At 41.4% G+C, this 17121-nt stretch carries 14 protein-coding genes; 8 read left to right on the top strand and 6 right to left on the bottom strand.

What is annotated here, in order from left to right:
- Positions 1 to 10: 10 nt before the first annotated feature.
- The 6 genes from rlmKL (at position 11) to rmf (ending at position 8159) form a co-directional block, all read left to right on the top strand.
- Positions 11 to 2119: a bifunctional 23S rRNA (guanine(2069)-N(7))-methyltransferase RlmK/23S rRNA (guanine(2445)-N(2))-methyltransferase RlmL gene (rlmKL, locus tag P2E05_RS13795; protein ID WP_154623428.1), complete on the top strand. Its 2109-nt coding sequence runs from the start codon at positions 11 to 13 to the stop codon at positions 2117 to 2119.
- Positions 2120 to 2131: 12 nt separating this feature from the next.
- Positions 2132 to 4039 carry an ABC transporter ATP-binding protein gene (locus P2E05_RS13790; protein WP_163862610.1) on the top strand — a complete coding sequence of 636 codons (1908 nt, stop codon included), beginning with the start codon at positions 2132 to 2134 and terminating at the stop codon, positions 4037 to 4039.
- A gap of 33 nt (positions 4040 to 4072) precedes the next feature.
- The gene (gene pqiA / locus P2E05_RS13785; RefSeq protein ID WP_154623430.1) at positions 4073 to 5347 is read left to right on the top strand and encodes a membrane integrity-associated transporter subunit PqiA; all 1275 of its coding nucleotides are present in this window, start codon (positions 4073 to 4075) and stop codon (positions 5345 to 5347) included.
- On the top strand, positions 5344 to 6993 hold the full coding sequence (gene pqiB, locus P2E05_RS13780; protein ID WP_163862606.1) for an intermembrane transport protein PqiB: 1650 nt from the start codon (positions 5344 to 5346) through the stop codon (positions 6991 to 6993). The genes pqiA and pqiB overlap by 4 nt, the downstream gene beginning before the upstream one ends.
- Positions 6993 to 7550 carry a membrane integrity-associated transporter subunit PqiC gene (pqiC, locus tag P2E05_RS13775; protein WP_154623431.1) on the top strand — a complete coding sequence of 186 codons (558 nt, stop codon included), beginning with the start codon at positions 6993 to 6995 and terminating at the stop codon, positions 7548 to 7550. Before pqiB ends, pqiC begins: the two co-directional genes overlap by 1 nt.
- Positions 7551 to 7988: 438 nt before the next feature.
- Positions 7989 to 8159, top strand: coding sequence for a ribosome modulation factor (gene rmf / locus P2E05_RS13770; protein ID WP_154623228.1), 171 nt, complete (start codon positions 7989 to 7991; stop codon positions 8157 to 8159).
- Positions 8160 to 8285: 126 nt separating this feature from the next.
- On the opposite strand, the gene fabA is transcribed toward rmf, so the two are convergent.
- The 3 genes from fabA to P2E05_RS13755 form a co-directional block, all read right to left on the bottom strand.
- Positions 8286 to 8804: a bifunctional 3-hydroxydecanoyl-ACP dehydratase/trans-2-decenoyl-ACP isomerase gene (gene fabA, locus P2E05_RS13765; protein ID WP_154623227.1), complete on the bottom strand. Its 519-nt coding sequence runs from the start codon at positions 8802 to 8804 to the stop codon at positions 8286 to 8288.
- 86 nt (positions 8805 to 8890) lie between these two features.
- Complete coding sequence (locus P2E05_RS13760) at positions 8891 to 10627, bottom strand: AAA family ATPase (RefSeq protein ID WP_163862603.1); 1737 nt, start codon at positions 10625 to 10627, stop codon at positions 8891 to 8893.
- Between the two features lie 181 nt (positions 10628 to 10808).
- Positions 10809 to 10985: a GhoT/OrtT family toxin gene (locus P2E05_RS13755; protein ID WP_154623225.1), complete on the bottom strand. Its 177-nt coding sequence runs from the start codon at positions 10983 to 10985 to the stop codon at positions 10809 to 10811.
- Between the two features lie 162 nt (positions 10986 to 11147).
- Here P2E05_RS13755 and matP point away from each other — a divergent pair, with 162 nt between their 5' ends.
- Positions 11148 to 11615 carry a macrodomain Ter protein MatP gene (gene matP, locus P2E05_RS13750; protein WP_154623224.1) on the top strand — a complete coding sequence of 156 codons (468 nt, stop codon included), beginning with the start codon at positions 11148 to 11150 and terminating at the stop codon, positions 11613 to 11615.
- Between the two features lie 223 nt (positions 11616 to 11838).
- Here the strand turns inward: matP and ompA are convergent, their stop codons facing one another.
- Positions 11839 to 12912 (bottom strand): porin OmpA, encoded by a 1074-nt coding sequence (gene ompA / locus P2E05_RS13745; protein WP_163862600.1) that lies wholly within the window; start codon positions 12910 to 12912, stop codon positions 11839 to 11841.
- 355 nt (positions 12913 to 13267) lie between these two features.
- The gene (gene sulA, locus P2E05_RS13740) at positions 13268 to 13789 is read right to left on the bottom strand and encodes an SOS-induced cell division inhibitor SulA (protein ID WP_154623222.1); all 522 of its coding nucleotides are present in this window, start codon (positions 13787 to 13789) and stop codon (positions 13268 to 13270) included.
- Between the two features lie 206 nt (positions 13790 to 13995).
- Here sulA and P2E05_RS13735 point away from each other — a divergent pair, with 206 nt between their 5' ends.
- A complete protein-coding gene (locus tag P2E05_RS13735) occupies positions 13996 to 14625 on the top strand; it encodes a TfoX/Sxy family DNA transformation protein (RefSeq protein WP_154623221.1) in 630 nt (209 codons plus the stop codon).
- A 94-nt stretch (positions 14626 to 14719) separates the two neighbouring features.
- On the opposite strand, the gene yccS is transcribed toward P2E05_RS13735, so the two are convergent.
- Positions 14720 to 16894: a YccS family putative transporter gene (yccS, locus tag P2E05_RS13730; RefSeq protein WP_249999117.1), complete on the bottom strand. Its 2175-nt coding sequence runs from the start codon at positions 16892 to 16894 to the stop codon at positions 14720 to 14722.
- Positions 16895 to 17121: the final 227 nt, after the last annotated feature.

Raw genomic sequence — 17121 nt, 5'->3', positions numbered from 1 at the left:
AAAAAATACTATGAATTCTCTGTTTGCCAGCACAGCTCGTGGCCTTGAAGAACTATTGAAATCCGAATTAGAAGCTCTGGGCGCTAGCCAGTGCAAAATTGCACAAGGGGGTGTCTATTTTCAGGCTGATGAACGGGTGATGTATCAGAGTCTGCTCTGGAGCAGGCTGGCATCCCGTATCTTATTACCATTGAATGAGTTTGACGTTTACAGCGACTTAGATTTATACCTTGGTGTACAGGCCATTGACTGGACCGAAATCTTCTCGGTTAATGATACATTTTCAGTTCATTTTAGTGGTACTAATGACGAAATCCGCAATAGCCAATATGGGGCGTTAAAAGTTAAAGATGCGATTGTCGATTGCTTTGTACGTAAATTAGACCAGCGGCCAGATGTTGCACGGCAACAACCCGATATTCGTGTTAACGTTTATTTAAATAAAGAGAGGGCGAGTGTCGCGCTTGATTTAAGTGGTGATGCACTCCACATTCGCGGTTATCGTGATTTAGCGGGCCAAGCGCCATTAAAAGAAAATTTAGCGGCTGCGATTATAAACCGTTCAGGTTGGCAAAAAGATACGCCTCTTGTCGATCCTATGTGCGGTTCAGGCACATTGCTCATTGAAGCGGCAATGATTGCGGCGGATAGAGCCCCTGGTTTATATCGTGAACATTGGGGATTCTATGCATGGTCAAAATATAATCCTGAATTATGGCGTGAACTGATCACAGAAGCTCAGGTACGTTTCCGTCAAGGTTTGAAAGAAACAACCTCGCGTTTTTATGGCGTTGATATTGATAAACGTGTACTCGATATGGCGCGTTCTAATGCACGCAGAGCTGGGGTTCAAGAATTGATAAGCTTGAATCAAGGCGATGCGGCGATGCTTGAAAACCCGGTTAAAACGGATCATAAAGGTACTATTTTAAGTAACCCTCCTTATGGTGAACGTCTTGAAAGTGAGCCTGCGTTGATTGCGTTGCATAGCCAATTAGGTCGTGTGGTTAAATCACGTTTTCCAGGGTGGCGTTTATCCATTTTTAGTGCTTCCCCAGAGCTTTTAAGCTGTTTGCAATTGCGTTCAGAACGTGAATTTAAAGCGAAAAATGGGCCATTGGAGTGCGTACAAAAAAATTATGTTCTGGCTGAGACCCCGTCTGAAACCGTGGGGGAAATTTCACCAGATTTTGCGAATCGTCTACGTAAAAATCACAAAAAGTTCAGCAAGTGGGCTAAACAGCAAGGTGTTGATTGTTACCGCGTCTATGATGCGGATTTGCCTGAATACAATGTTGCCGTCGATATCTATGGTGACAAAGTCGTTATCCAAGAATATGCCCCACCGAAAACGGTAGATGAGCGCAAAGCTCGTCAACGACTATTTGATGTTATCACGGCGACAATGAACGTATTGCAGCTATCATCCAACCAACTGGTGTTAAAAACGCGCCAACGCCAGAAGGGGAAACAGCAATACGAAAAATTGGCACAAAAAGAAGATTTCTTTTTAGTGCAAGAATACAACGCTAAAATGCTCGTCAATTTAACGGATTATCTTGATACTGGGTTATTTTTAGACCATCGTATTGCTCGTCGTATGTTAGGGCAAATGAGCCGCGGTGCAGACTTTTTGAACTTGTTTTGTTATACCGGTTCAGCCACCGTCCATGCGGGTTTGGGCGGTGCGAAAAGTACAACCTCGGTGGATATGTCTCGTACCTACCTAGAATGGGCAGAGAAAAACTTACAAGCAAACGGCTTAACTGGACGTCAACATCGTTTGGTTCAAGCGGACTGCCTGAATTGGTTAGCAAATAGTCATGAACAATTTGATTTGATCTTCATTGATCCACCCACTTTTTCAAACTCAAAACGAATGGACGGTACTTTTGATGTGCAACGTGATCATATCCAGTTGATCAGCCATTTAAAACGCATGTTACGCCGTGGGGGAACGATTATGTTTTCCAATAATAAGCGAGGTTTTAAAATGGATAGCGAAGCACTGAGCGACCTTGGATTACAAGCCGAAGAAATTACAGCGAAAACACGTTCAGAAGACTTTGCTCGTAACCGTCAGATTCATAACTGCTGGCTGATACGCCACGCAGCGTAAAGGATAAAATCAATGGCTTTAATTAATTTGTCAGGTGCATATTTATCGTTTAGTGATGCACCTTTATTGGATAGTACTGAACTTCATATTGAAGACAATGAACGTGTTTGTTTAGTTGGCCGTAATGGTGCAGGTAAATCCACATTAATGCGTGTATTAACGAAGGAGCAGCCGCTTGATGATGGGCAGCTTCTTTATCAACAAGATCTGATTGTTGCCCGTTTACAACAAGACCCACCACGTAATATTGAAGGGACTATTTTTGATTTTGTTGCGGAAGGGGTTGCGGAGCAAGCTGAGTATCTTAAAGATTACCATCATGTGTCTAAATTGGTGGAAAGCGATCCAAGTGAAAAGAATTTAAACAAATTAGCTGAATTACAAGAGGTTCTTGATAGTCGGAATTTATGGCTACTCGATGCTCGTATTAGTGACGTATTGAAAAAACTGGATCTTCCTGCGGACGCGCAGTTGTCTTCATTATCAGGTGGTTGGCTACGCAAAGCGGCATTGGGCCGTGCATTAGTCAGCAATCCACGTGTATTGTTTCTTGATGAGCCGACTAACCACTTGGATATTGAAACCATTTTATGGTTAGAGAATTTCCTGAAAGATTTCCAAGGTAGTATCGTCTTTATCTCCCATGACCGTTCATTTATCCGCAATATGGCAACACGTATTGTTGATCTCGATAGAGGCAAATTGTCATCGTGGCCGGGTAATTATGATGCCTATTTGATCGCAAAAGAGGAAGCTTTGCGTGTAGAAGAGATGCAAAATGCAGAATTTGACCGCAAACTTGCCCAAGAAGAGGCGTGGATCCGTCAAGGCATCAAAGCAAGACGTACGCGTAATGAAGGGCGTGTGCGTGCGTTAAAAGCTTTGCGAGTTGAACGTTCTCAGCGTCGTGAAGTACTGGGTAGCGCAAAAATGCAAGTTGAAGAAGCGGCTCGCTCAGGAAAAATTGTGTTTGAGATCGAAAATGTGAACTATCACATTGATGGCAAAGTCTTAGTCAAAGATTTTAGTGCACAAGTGATGCGCGGTGACAAAATTGCCTTAGTGGGGCCAAATGGCTGTGGTAAGACGACGCTGCTGAAATTAATGCTGGGAGACTTACAAGCCAATAGTGGTAAGGTGCATTGCGGCACTAAGTTAGAGGTCGCTTATTTCGATCAACACCGTGCGGCTCTCGATCCCGATAAAACAGTAATGGATAACCTCGCAGAAGGAAAGCAAGAGGTGATGGTGAACGGCAAACCACGCCATGTCTTAGGTTATCTACAAGACTTTATGTTCCCACCGAAACGTGCGATGACTCCGGTTCGTGCGTTATCGGGGGGAGAGCGTAATAGGCTATTACTTGCTCGGTTATTTTTAAAACCCAGTAACTTATTGATCCTCGATGAACCGACTAACGACCTTGATGTGGAAACTCTAGAACTACTTGAGGAGTTGGTGGACAGCTATCAAGGCACAGTGCTATTAGTCAGCCATGACCGTGAGTTTGTTGACAATAGCGTCACGGAATGTTGGATTTTTGAAGGCAACGGGGTGATCAATCGCTACGCGGGGGGATATTTTGACGCTCAGCAGCAAAAAGCACAAACCGTGAGTTTGAAAACCACGCAACAAAGTAAAATATCGGACGAAGAGAAATTCACTAAAGTAAAAGAGCCTACAAAGCGAAATAATAAGATTAGCTACCATTTACTACGTGAATTAGAACAATTACCATCAAAGCTTGAGCAACTTGAGAGCGAAATTGAAACACTGCAAGCCACAATCAGTGATGCAGACTTCTTTAATCAGCCTCATGATGTTACAGAAAAAACATTAAATGCATTGGCTGAGAAAGAACAAGCGCTAGAACAAGCATTTGATCGTTGGCAAGAACTTGAACTATTAAAAAATAGTTAGTTTATAGATCAAAAATAGAAGGGGCGAATCACCTTGTGCTCTCATGAGTCTCATGAACATGTGCTGTGTACACAGTGCGACATGCTAGTTGCAGTGCCTGAATTAGAGCAAGGCACTAAAGCTACATGTCCACGTTGCCATACTGTGTTGGTTGCAAAGTGGCGCTATCCGTATAAGCAGCCAGCAGCATATGCATTCAGTGCATTAATCATGCTGCTGGTTGCATGTATGTTTCCATTTGTCAAAATGAGTGCAGCTGGAATTGAAAATGAAATCTCTTTATTTCAAATTATAGAGATTATCGCGACAACCCGTTACAGCGGGTTGGCTCTATTCTTTCTGTTTTTTTCATTAGTGATCCCCGCCTTTTGTATGGTGACTATCATACTCTTTGGTATGCAAGTGTATGTACCAAAACCGATTAAAGTGTGGATGAGCCGTATCCTGTTTCAAATGAAATCTTGGTGTATGGCAGAAATTTTCCTTGCGGGCGTGCTGGTCAGTTTCGTGAAACTGATTGCCTATGGGGATATTGGTGTTGGATTAAGCTTTTTGCCTTATTGTTTATTTTGTGTTTTACAAGTGAGGGCGTTTCAATGCCTTGATAGGCACTGGATGTGGAACAAAATCGAACCCGCCCCAAAATTGGCACAAAAGCTAGAGGTTGGACGTACAGGGATCAGTCAAAATGTTCGGTTGTGCTTAGTGTGTACAGCGATTTTGCCCGCTGAGCAATCTCAATGTCCTCGCTGCCATGCACATGGTAGTGTGCGTAAGCATCAAAGCATACAATGGACAGCCGCACTGTTATTGACTTCTTTTATATTGTATATCCCAGCGAATCTGCTGCCTGTCATGACAACCAATATGCTGGGTAGCGACATGCCGGCGACTATTATGGATGGCGTAATACTATTGTGGGGGGATGGTTCATATCCCGTTGCGTTAGTGATTTTTATTGCCAGTATTATGGTACCTTCATTAAAAATGATAGGTATTGCGTGGCTATGCCTTGATTCTCAGGGGTATGGCAATCGAGACCCCCATCGTATGCACTTTATTTATGAATTAGTTGAATATGTAGGTCGTTGGTCAATGATTGACGTATTTGTTATTACCATTTTGGCTGCATTAGTTCAAATGGGGCAATTAATGAGTATCGTCCCTGCACAGGGCGTTATTTTCTTTGGCGTCGTGGTCATTTTAACGATGTTTGCTGCGATGACTTTCGACCCCAGACTGACATGGGATCGCTGCGAAAAGAAAAATGCAATAAAAGTTGTTGAACAAGAAGGAGCCATCGGGTGAGTGAACAAAAAACGCCACAGGCCAATGCCAAAGTCAGTAAACTGAAAAGTTGGTCACCTGTATGGGTGATCCCTATCATCACTGTCTTAATTGGTGCTTGGATATTATTTTATCACTTCAGCCATCAAGGCCCTGAAGTGACGTTAATTACTTATAATGCTGAAGGCATTGAAGCCGGTAAAACCAAGATTAAAAGCCGTAGTGTAGATATTGGTATCGTTGAAAGTGTGACATTAGACGACAACTTTAGCCGAGTTGTCATTAAGGCTCGCCTTAATAGCGATATGAAAGATTTGCTACGCACTGATTCTGCTTTTTGGATTGTGAAACCAGCTATCGGCCGTGAAGGTGTGACAGGTCTGGGAACATTGCTATCAGGGGTATTCATTGAATTACAACCCGGTAGTTCATCAAAAGAGCATAACGAATTTACGCTGTTAGATTCGCCTCCGTTAGCTTCTCCTGATGCAAAAGGGATCCGAGTGATATTGGTGAGTGATCGTGCTGGTCAATTGAATCCTGGGGACCCTGTCTTGTTTAGAGGCTATCGTGTCGGTTCTGTTGAAACCAGTAATTTTGACATGGATAAGCGTGATATGCGCTATCAGCTATTCATCAATGCGCCGTATGATAAGCTCATTAGTACCAATGTGCGCTTTTGGAAGGATAGCGGCATCGCTTTCGATATGTCATCGCAAGGTATTCATGTGGAACTGGGATCAATAGCAACCTTACTTGCTGGTGGGGTTAGTTTTGATGTGCCAGCAGGTTGGGTACCCGGTGAAGGGGTGAAAGAAAATACGGAATTTAAACTCTTTGATAACCAAAGTAGTATCCAAAATTCCCTGTATACCGAGTATCAAGATTTTGTTCTGTTCTTCTCGGATTCAGTAAGAGGTTTACAGCCTGGGGCGCCTGTAGAATTCCGTGGTATCCGTTTAGGTACAGTAGCTCAAGTGCCTTTCTATACTGAAGGTCTTGATCAGAAACTGGATAATGACTTCCGCATTCCGGTATTAATCCATATAGAGCCAGAACGATTCAGGAAAGATGTGGGTGCTGACTTCAATCTGAAAAATGAACTGAAATTAGCGATGAAAGATGGGCTTCGTGCCTCACTGAAATCAGGTAACTTACTGACAGGAGCGCTGTTTGTTGACCTTGATTTCGTGCCTAACGTACCGGATTATAAAGGGCCTGATGTGGTGGCTGGTTATAAAGTGATTCCAACAACCAGTGGTGGTTTGGCGCAAATTCAGCAAAAAGTGATTTCAGTCTTGGATAAAATCAATAGTATGCCGATTGAGCCTATGTTGAATCAAACGACCCAAACACTGGCTGAAGGGCAGAAAACGATTAAAGAAGCGCAGGTGATGCTGGCTGAACTGAATAAAGTCATGGGCAGTAAAGAGTTCCAGAACTTACCTAGAGACTTGCAAAAAACCTTGAACGAGATGAATCGAGCAATGCAAGGGTTCCAACCTGGCTCACCAGCATATAATAAGATGGTTGATAATATGCAGCGTTTAGATCAGGTGCTTAGGGAAGTGCAGCCATTATTACGGACGTTGAATAATAAGAGTAATGCCTTAGTATTCGAGGCCGAGCCGTCGAAGGATCCTGTGCCTAAAGGAGTGAAAAAATAATGAGATATCTGGTATCGATATTTGTTTTAATGCTGGCGGCTTGTAGCAGCACCCCTGAAAAAATGTACTACCAATTGCCGGTAAAAGCGCCGGCAACACAAACAGCGGTAGTGATGGGGCAACAAAATCAAATTTGGCTGCAACGAGTTATGTTGGCTGATGTTTTGACATCAAACGGCATTACTTACCAGACATCGGATGTCAGCTACAGTAATGCAAGCTCACACTTATGGGCTAGTCCACTTGAACAGCAGTTAGGACAATCCATGGTCAGTGAACTATCGTCTGCGTTACCGGGACGCTTAGTGTCTCTACAGCCGCTACAGAATTCACCTGATACGCTAGATATCACGCTGACCGCGTTTAATGGGCGTTATGATGGGATGGTTTTAGTACAAGGTTTTTGGACATTATCGAATGGTCGTGAAGTGATCCGCCGTAACTTTGATATACAGCTTGAACAAAAAGAAGATGGTTATCCTGATTTGGTGCGCACCTTATCGCAAGGATGGCAGCAAGTGGCAGATGGGATAGCGAAAGAGATCAGCAAACCCTAATTAACACTATGATTACGGATAAATGCGCCTCGTGTTTTCATCAACGGAGGCGCATTTTTTTTGTAAAACTGCTTATAAATCATTCAAATATAAATTATCGTACTATGAACTTCTATAAGGAATATGATATTAATATATTTAATATCAATTAGTTGTCACTTTTTGAATGTATATATCACATTTATAACATTTATGACATTCATATGAAATTCTTTACTTGATTTTCTGACCTGCCAGCGGTATTTCTATACTGTACCTAAATTAAGAGCCCTATGTAGTTTTAGGTTCCTGTCGCTAACAAACTAAGCTATCACCTAGGTTTTCTAGGTGCACACAGAGAACGTCGTTAAGTACAATCTGACTAATGACTTAACTTAAAGCTATTAAGGGTTTTAGGTGCTGTTTTCTTTTCCATTTAAACAATGAGGGAAGTAAGGCATGAAAAGACAGAAGCGAGACCGTTTAGAAAGAGCTTTATCAAGAGGTTATCAAGCAGGTATTGCAGGGCGTTCAAAAGAATTATGCCCTTATCAGTCGGTGGACGCGCGTTCGCATTGGTTGGGAGGCTGGCGAAAGGCCATGGAGGACCGGACGACACTCTCTGCATAGGCAGAGCATAGCACAGCATAACTTACTGATTAGAGAACCTAGATAAACGGTTTTTTAATTCCCTTTAAACCACAATTTTAAACCTCCGCGATTGCGGAGGTTTTAGATCATATAGCGTCAGTCGGTTTAGAAAGCACTTGTGTCTTTAAATAGACCAACTTTCAGGTCATTAGCAACGTAAATGACTTTACCATCAACTAATACTTCGCCATCAGCAAGTCCCATAATCAATTTACGATTAATAACACGTTTAAAATTGATACGGTAAGTCACTTTTTTCGCTGTTGGTAGAACCTGTCCGGTGAATTTAACTTCACCAACGCCCAATGCGCGACCTTTGCCTTCGCCACCCAGCCAACCAAGGTAGAAGCCGACCAACTGCCACATCGCATCCAGACCTAAACAGCCAGGCATAACAGGATCATTCACAAAATGGCAGCCAAAGAACCACAAGTCTGGATTGATATCCAGTTCAGCTTCGACATAGCCTTTATTGAAAGAACCGCCATCTTCAGTCATGGTGATGATGCGATCCATCATCAACATATTGCCAGAAGGTAATGGAGGCCCATTTTCGCCAAATAATTCGCCTCTTCCAGAAGCTTCTAAATCACTTTTTGTGTAGGAACTGCGTTTATCAACCATGTTCTTCTTATAGCCTTAATTAAGTTTAAGGATACAGGATAGCTTACACTTGTACGCTGAACAACTCCGATCTGATATTTTTTTACTCAACCAAGCCATTTCAGAAACCAAGGAAGCTTTGGTTTTTCTGGCGAGTTAGCTTGATTTATCCGTTCTTGAATTAAAGCTAACAAGTGTACGTTGTCACCTTCAGCTTGTTGCTCAAAGTAAGCTTGTTTGGTCAGTAAGGTGATCGCTTGAGCGACATGTTCTACTGGCCATATATGAAATTGACCTTCTTTGACTGCGTCAACAACGGTTTGATTGAGGCACAGATGGCGGACATTTGCCATTGGGATGATGACACCTTGCTGGCCTGTTAAGTGACGTTGAGCACATATATCGAAGAAGCCTTCAATTTTTTCATTCACGCCGCCAATAGGTTGCACATAACCAAATTGATCTACCGCCCCGGTTACCGCTATTTGTTGATCGATAGGCTGTAGTGCTAATGCACTAATGAGGGCGCATAGTTCAGCCAAAGAAGCGCTATCACCATCGACTTCACCATAGGACTGCTCAAAGACAATTGAGGCTGAGAATGGCTGTGGCTGCTCTAATTTTAGTTCATAATTTAAATAAGCTTGCATGATCATCATGCCTTTAGCATGGATATTACCACCAAGCTCTGCTTTTCTTTCAACATCCACAAATTCACCATCACCTAAATGTGCCACACAGGTAATGCGTGAAGGCTCACCTAACGCTTCAGGGTGACCGGGGTACTGTAAAACGGACAAACCATTAATTTGGCCGATAACTTCTCCCTCTGTTCGGATAAAAACCTGTTCCTGTAAGATGTCGTCTTGTGAGCGCTCAGAAAGAAAGCTATGACGCCATAGGCGATTTTCAAGTGCCTGTTTGAATGCTTCATCACCCATCATGTTATCGATTTGGTAATGAGACGCATCGGTTAATTTGCGGATGAGCCATTGGCTATCGAGAGGTAAATTAAACTTGTCTTCACAAAACCGCGTAGCTTGTGTAATAAACGTCATCCAGCCATCGGAGGCAATTTCAGGCAAATGATTAGCGTCAATAAGTGATTTGATATAGCGCATCCACAGAACTAATTGTTCTTTATCATCAAAGAACATGATGGGTTCATATTCACCATAGATAGCATTCTCAAATAATTCTGAGTCGATATATTCAAATTCTTCTAACTCCAGCCTATCACCAACGATAATCAATTTTATATCAAGCGGTTGAGCATCAATTTCTATAGGTAGAGGCTGGTTATCAGAAAATGGCAACCATTCAAGTTGGCGACGAGCCACCATATTCTGTAATCTTTGCCACATCAATGGTTGGGCAATCAGTGATGATGCCGATAATATTAGGACACCACCGTTGATTTGATGTAATAATCCAGGAACTAAATGCAGTGAAGCTGTGATATAGCCAAACAATTGTTCTGGTTCTATCCAGTCGCGGTATGCAATCTTAGTCTGGCTAGAAAAGCGTCCGTCAATTTCAGGGTGCCATTTAAAAGCGAGTTTATTGTCAGTGAGCTGATAATCACCCTTAATCGGCGAAAATTGGGTCAGTAAAGGGCTGATCGCTTCAGAAAATACCTGCAAATAATGCTCACTTTGCTCAGACTTGATAAACATGAAACGCGTGCGTGAGTTTTCTTTGATAAAACGTTCAATGCTATTAAATAGCCTAGGTTGAATTTCTGACAAAGTAGCAGGGGTCAGGGTATCTGAAGAGACAAAAGTTGCCTGATAAGGTGTTAGGTCAGGTGTTAGGCCTTGCCATGTTAGTTCTTGACTGATCACTATAATTTTTCTGCTATTAAAATGATTATAAGTAAAATGCCTGTTGGTGAGCAGGGCGCGTATGCCTGAATCCTGTTTGAATATTTTACATTGTTTTCAGGTCCATTTATTACCCATTGGGCAAGGTTGCTATATTAGCGTCTGAGCGTCAATCTTGCAGCAATAATTGACGTATAATCGACTAGAATAAAGCAAATAACAGTACAACAGGTAAAGACATTGGCCATGTAACGCCTATAAGTAGTGCACTGAGTAATCTCATAACTATGTTAGGGTCTTTTGTTAGGCGTAGTGTTATTAGAGCAGAGCATACGCCACCTATTCCATAAACGAGGAGTATGCATTCAAATGTGGACATGCTAATTCATTAATTTGTTAACAGATGAGGGCAGATTGTACACTATTTTGTGCTAAGTTGTTATCTTCTTTGTGAAGGGTCGTTTGTTGTTACCGCTGAATTGTGCTTCTTCAGTTAAAATTGCTAATATAAAACTAGATTCGATCTTCGTCGGGAAAAATTATGAAATATCAACAGCTTGAAAATCTAGAATGTGGCTGGAAATGGGATTATCTGGTGAAGAAGTCCAGAAGTGGTGAGGCAATCACTCGATATATTGAAAGAAGTGCAGAAGATGAAGCGATTGCCTTGCTGTTAAAAATGGAGAATCGGCCGACAGATGTTATGAAGTGGATTAATTTACATATGAATCCACAATTAGATAATCGTATGAAACAGAGTATTCGCGCTAGGCGTAAACGCCATTTCAATGCAGAGCATCCGCATACGAGAAAAAAGTCTATTGACCTTGATTTTTCTGTTTGGCAGCGATTATCTAATCTTGCCGTTAAGCGCAATAAAACATTATCGGAAACGATCATTCAGTTGATCGAGGATGCAGAGCATAAGGATAAGTATGAAAGCCAAATGAGCTTATTAAAAGAAGATCTTCAAGCGATTTTAGGTAATTCAAATACTAACAAGCCGTAATATTGATCGTTTGCTGTTATTGAATGATCAACTAAGATCGCGATGCTCTATGAGTAAAAGATGTAATCATTGACGCTTCACTGACTGGGATATAAGCAAAGCCTAGTTGTGACGGGATAAGACTTAGGCTATCGCCTGCTTTAAGTGACTTTAGAGATAAAAAAAACCCCATCGAAATGGGGTTTTTTGTGTTCAGATCGAAATTCGACCGAGGAACTTGTTATTAAGCGCCTGGTTGAGTTACAACTTCAGTTGTACCTTGGATTTCGATTTCAACGCGACGGTCTGGTGCCAGACACTCGATCAGAGCAGCACGGCCTTTAACGTTGTCACATTTGTTACCAGTTACTGGATCTTCTTTACCACGACCTTCAGCAGCGATTGCGCTAGCTGGAACGCCTTTAGCTACCAGGTAGTCAACAACTGACTGAGCACGTTTTTGTGACAGTGGCAGGTTGTAGTTTTGTGAACCGATACGGTCTGTGAAACCAACTACCAGTACGCGACCTTGAGTTGGGTCGATGCTGCTCAGTTCGTTATACAGTTCGTTCAGTGCTTGCTGACCTTCTGGCTTCAGAGTTGCTTTGTTGAAGTTGAACAGAACGTCTGAACGCAGAGTGAAACGTTTGTTCTCAACAACTGGAGCTGGCTCAACAACTGGCGCTGGCTCAACAACTGGCGCTGCTTCTTGGTTGAAACGATATGCTAGACCAACGCTCAGCATGCCGTTGTCTGGACGTACGCCCAAGTTATCGTTATCACCGATGTTGCTCACCCACTGGTAGTCTAAACGAGTCGCCCAGTTTGGAGTGATTGCATATTCAACACCCAGTGCGTATACAGGAGAAACGCCAGTGTCGTTTTCTTTGTAATTTGGTTGACCTTCTTGATGTGCTTTAACATCAGTACGCCATACCATACCACCTAAACGAGTGTAAACGTCTAAGTCATCCATTACTGGATAGCTTAGTTTGGTCGTCAGAGAAACACCCATTGATTTCAGGTCGCCGTTGTTACCAGCACCTTTGTATTTCATTTTACCAAACCAGTCATAACCAAGCTCGAAGCCCATGTACTGGTTGTATTGGTAACCTGCGTATGCACCAGCACCGAAAGTATCACGGTCAGTACTGTTACCTACAGTTGCATTACGATCAACTGGAGTAAAGCTTGTGTCTTCATAGTGAGACCAACCCAGTTTAGCACCGGTATACCAAGTGTTGTCTTTTGGAGCTGCCTGCGCAACAGTTGCGAAAGCTGCTACTGCCACTGCTACTGCGATAGCTGTCTTTTTCATTTTTTACGCCTCGTTATCATCCAATATAGGCATGGCTTCAATGAGCCTTATTATTCGCCATTGGTTTAAAATACTTGCTAGGTTTCGCTGACATTATCTACAAAAATTTATAAAAAGTAAAAAATAATGCCATAACCTTAACAAGCTAAAGTCTACAACGAACTTAAAAAGATACAAGTAGAGCAAGCAAAAATCGTTATAAAAAAACATATTTTAGTGGATAAATCAGAGAGATAAACATAACCTAATTTTAGATTGATTATTATCTATCCCATTGATCTCAATTATTTTTTCTACATTTTTTGAGCTTGTTATATCCAAATGTCAAATTTACTAAGAATATTCTTAATCTTGGCTAGTGATAATAGTTAGAGTGAATTTTTAGGTTATTTAGCTGTCCAGAATGGATACTTGCAATATTATGTGTTTTTTGAGGGCGCATAATAAAGCCAATAGAATGACCTTCTTGAGCCGCGCTTTGTAATCGAGCAAAGTCCTGTTCATTTAATTCAGGAAGCCAGCCGAGTACGACACTGTAATTACCACTCTTTAATGCCTTTTCCATTGCATCTATTGTCGTTATTGACGGCATATTACTTAATTGCATGATTTTATTTATAGGTAAACCAGACTGCTCTAGCCAATGGCGACTCAACTTTTTATTTGGACTCAACCAAAGCAACCAGCGAGATTGCACACCAAATTGGCGCAACATTGGTAGTAGGATGTAATCCATAATAGGATGTTTTTCATCATAAACCAGTTCACTCACCATACCATGCTGCATGGCATCATGGATATGTGGTGTTGAAGGCATGACTTGCGTACTGTGGTTAACAGAATGTTCAGTTGCTTTGTTCCAAGAATAGATAGCCATAATTCACCTCACCAATCAAGCTGTATGAATATACAGTAACTGTATATTCATACAATATCAAGCCTATTTTTTCAAAGCGCTTCGCAACTTTGGTGTTTTTATCTGCAATATTCTTGGAGTTTTAGGCTGTTCATCTCAGAATAGGTTTCTGCTAATTGTTTGTAAAATTAGGATATTTATAGTTTCACATACAAGGATGGAAGTAGATGAATACTCATAAGGAGCTTGGGTGTATGTCTTTACTGGAAAAGAATGATCCTCGATTAGATCAGCTATTAAAACGTTTTGGTGAGTTTAAAAAGAAAAACCACTTTGGTGGATATTGTCTAATCATCGATAGTGCCATCATCGGGTTAACATTAGATGGCCTTTTATATTTACGTGGATGTCTTTTTGCAAGAAGCTACTTTGAATCTATTAAACTTAGGCGGCTAGTGTTTAGCAAAAAAGGCATACCGCTAGAACTGCGTTATTATCAGATCCCTGAGCAGATATGGGAAAATGAAGAGTTATTGCTCCATTGTATTGAGTTAGCTTATCGTTCTGCGATTGAAGAACGAAAACAAAAACAATCAGCGGTATTACGCATCAAAGATTTACCGAATATGAATATGTCAGTAGAGAGAGCATTAGGCAAAATCGGCATTCATAAAGTTGATGATTTACGAGCAATAGGTGCGAAAGCTTGCTTTTTGAAGCTAAAACAGTTGGGGCGATTTTCTCCTAGTATTAAATTACTGATTGGATTAGCGGGGGCAATAGAAGGCTATCATAGTGCTGTTTTACCATTACAAATGAAACAAGAATTGATCAATTGGTATAACAGTGTGGGGTAGGGCTAATTAAGGTGAGATAAACGATGAGAGGGGATGTCACTGTTTCGCCACATTTTGACACCCGCTCATCTGTTTTATTTATCGGCTAACTGACTTAATTTTGCTCGTGTACATAATGATTTGCTGACGTATTAATTTGTATGATCATAGCCTTGATTTCAGGAATAAGCTCCAGTAATAATCTTGCTTGTTCCATAATCAGTACTGTTTTTTCATCATCACTGACGGATATGCTATCAATGCGACGCGTAATACTTTCTCGTAACTGTTCTGATTTCTCTTCGGCTTGAGCGTCCAACGTCAGGATTTGCAATGAGGTTTCTACATAGCAAATAGCATCACTTAAAATCGTGAGGTTATCCTTATTTTGCATCTGCTCTCGATGTGCACCAAGGGCGGAAATATAGCTCAGCAATGTATGGTTAAGGCATAGAAGCCTAAATGCCTGTTCTTGGGTGACTTGATAGGACTTCGGGTCTGATGCCATATTCGAAACAATAGAAGCAAATTCTGCATCATTATTATGGGCATCTCGCCGTGCTACTCGGTATTCAAGGCTATTATCTTTACCTTGATAGTACTGTTGCAAAATCGCATCTAAATAACGGCAATTGCTGTCCATGGTTTTTTGTACCACTTGAGGTAATTGGCGAAATTTCCAATCAGGCCATATAAAGCTCACTGCAAGAAAGGCAATAAAACAACCGATTAAAGTATCAATGACCCGAGGAAGAGCAACCTCAAATCCTTCTCCTAATAGGTTAAAACAAAAGAGAACAAGCAAGGTAATAAATAGGGTTGCTTGAGCATATTGGCTGCTACGGAAAACAAAAAATAGCAAACCAGAAATAACGATTAAGGTCAGCTGTCCTTCCATTGAAGGCACAAAATTTAATAAAGGTAACCCAACGAGTATCCCGATGAGGGTACCGATTATCCGTAGTGCGAGTCGTCGTTTGGTTGCACTATAGTTAGGTTGGCAAACAAATAAACTGGTTAATAAAATCCAATATCCTCTTTCTAAATCAAATAACTGGATAATGAGATAGCCTGTACAGAGTAAGAGTGACATTCTAACGGCATGGCGGAAAAGTGCAGACTTAGGCGTTAAATGATGTTTAAAGCGGGCAATAATATCACTGAGACCTGAAGGGGACTCATCTGATAATTGTTCAATTTGTTTATTGTGGTGTTGCCGTGAATTCTGTTCAAGGCTAAGCCCACGCAATTGCACGTCAATACCTTTCAAGTTTTTGAGTAAGTTATACAACGCTTTTATTTCATGAATCGCTGGGGAGCGTTGCTTAAGTAATTGCAGTGAGTTTTCAAGGTAAGTGAAAGTACCTTCAAAGCGTGGATTATGTTGATATTGTTTACGCCATAGGACTGATTGAGCGACTTGCTGGCAAGCTCTTGCTTGCATACTCAGTAAACGTTGAAAACGGAATAATATATCGCTGTGGCGCAGGGTGCGACTCAGTTGTTGGTATTGAATGTGTGATGAGCTGGCACGTTCATGGATATCTTGCGCCACAAAATAATATTGCAACGTCGTACGGGTGCCTTTTTGTCCGCGATCACCTTTTAGTCGGCTAAGAAGCGCTATTTTTGCTTGATTCATCGTACTGACTAATGTGCTATTAACGAGTGCTAGCTCGTAGACTGACTGCGGGTAGTCATCTTCCAAATCGGGGTCGAATAGGTTAGCTTTAGCATCAAGATAAGCCGCTAATTGCTGATAACATTGCGTAATGGCATCTTGCAACGGCCTAACTGGAAATAGAATATGGCCGATTAAGGTCAAGACGTTATACCAAATAGCACCAATGAGTAGCAAAGCAGGTTGTTGATACCATGTATCAAAAATAGGCACACCCAGCATGGTATAGATGGCAATTAATAGCGCACCAAAAGCAATCGTAGCATAGCGTTGACCTAATGCGCCCAATAGAATGAATCCACAGGTTGAAATTGCCAGACCAAAGAAGAAAAGTATTGGATGTGGGAATAATAATTCAATAGAGACGGATGCGATAAAAAAGCAACATAGTGTGATAACTAAGTTTTTTAAGCGGCCAGTTAATCTATCATCGAGATCCGTCAGAGCCGCCGCAACCATGCCTAAGGTTAAGGGAATTGTGACTTTGGGCTCTTGGTTTAATAACCAAGGAATGAGAGTCGTCCCTGTCAGGGCGATTAAGATTCGGATATAATATAAAATATGGCTGTTATATAAAACACGACGATAACTGGTAAGCAGCGTTAACACAAAGTACCTCAAAGGCAAACATTCCCTAGTCTATACTCGTCATATTTCAAGTTGCTTAGTTGTTGATGTGTTTTCAACCTGCAAATTTAAGTGCCTATATAATCTAGTTTTCTTTTCAACACATTGTTGAACATTTTCTAGATACAACTCGAATTATGTAGAGTCTATATAGGATAGCGTGTTTATGAGTAATAAAAAACTGTTTGGAATCAAGCTACCGTTATTTT

The sequence above is a fragment of the Providencia stuartii genome, assembly GCF_029277985.1.
GTDB lineage: Bacteria > Pseudomonadota > Gammaproteobacteria > Enterobacterales > Enterobacteriaceae > Providencia > Providencia zhejiangensis.
The sequence above is the reverse complement of the archived record's forward strand: the minus strand, read 5'-3'. Positions and strand labels throughout refer to the sequence as shown.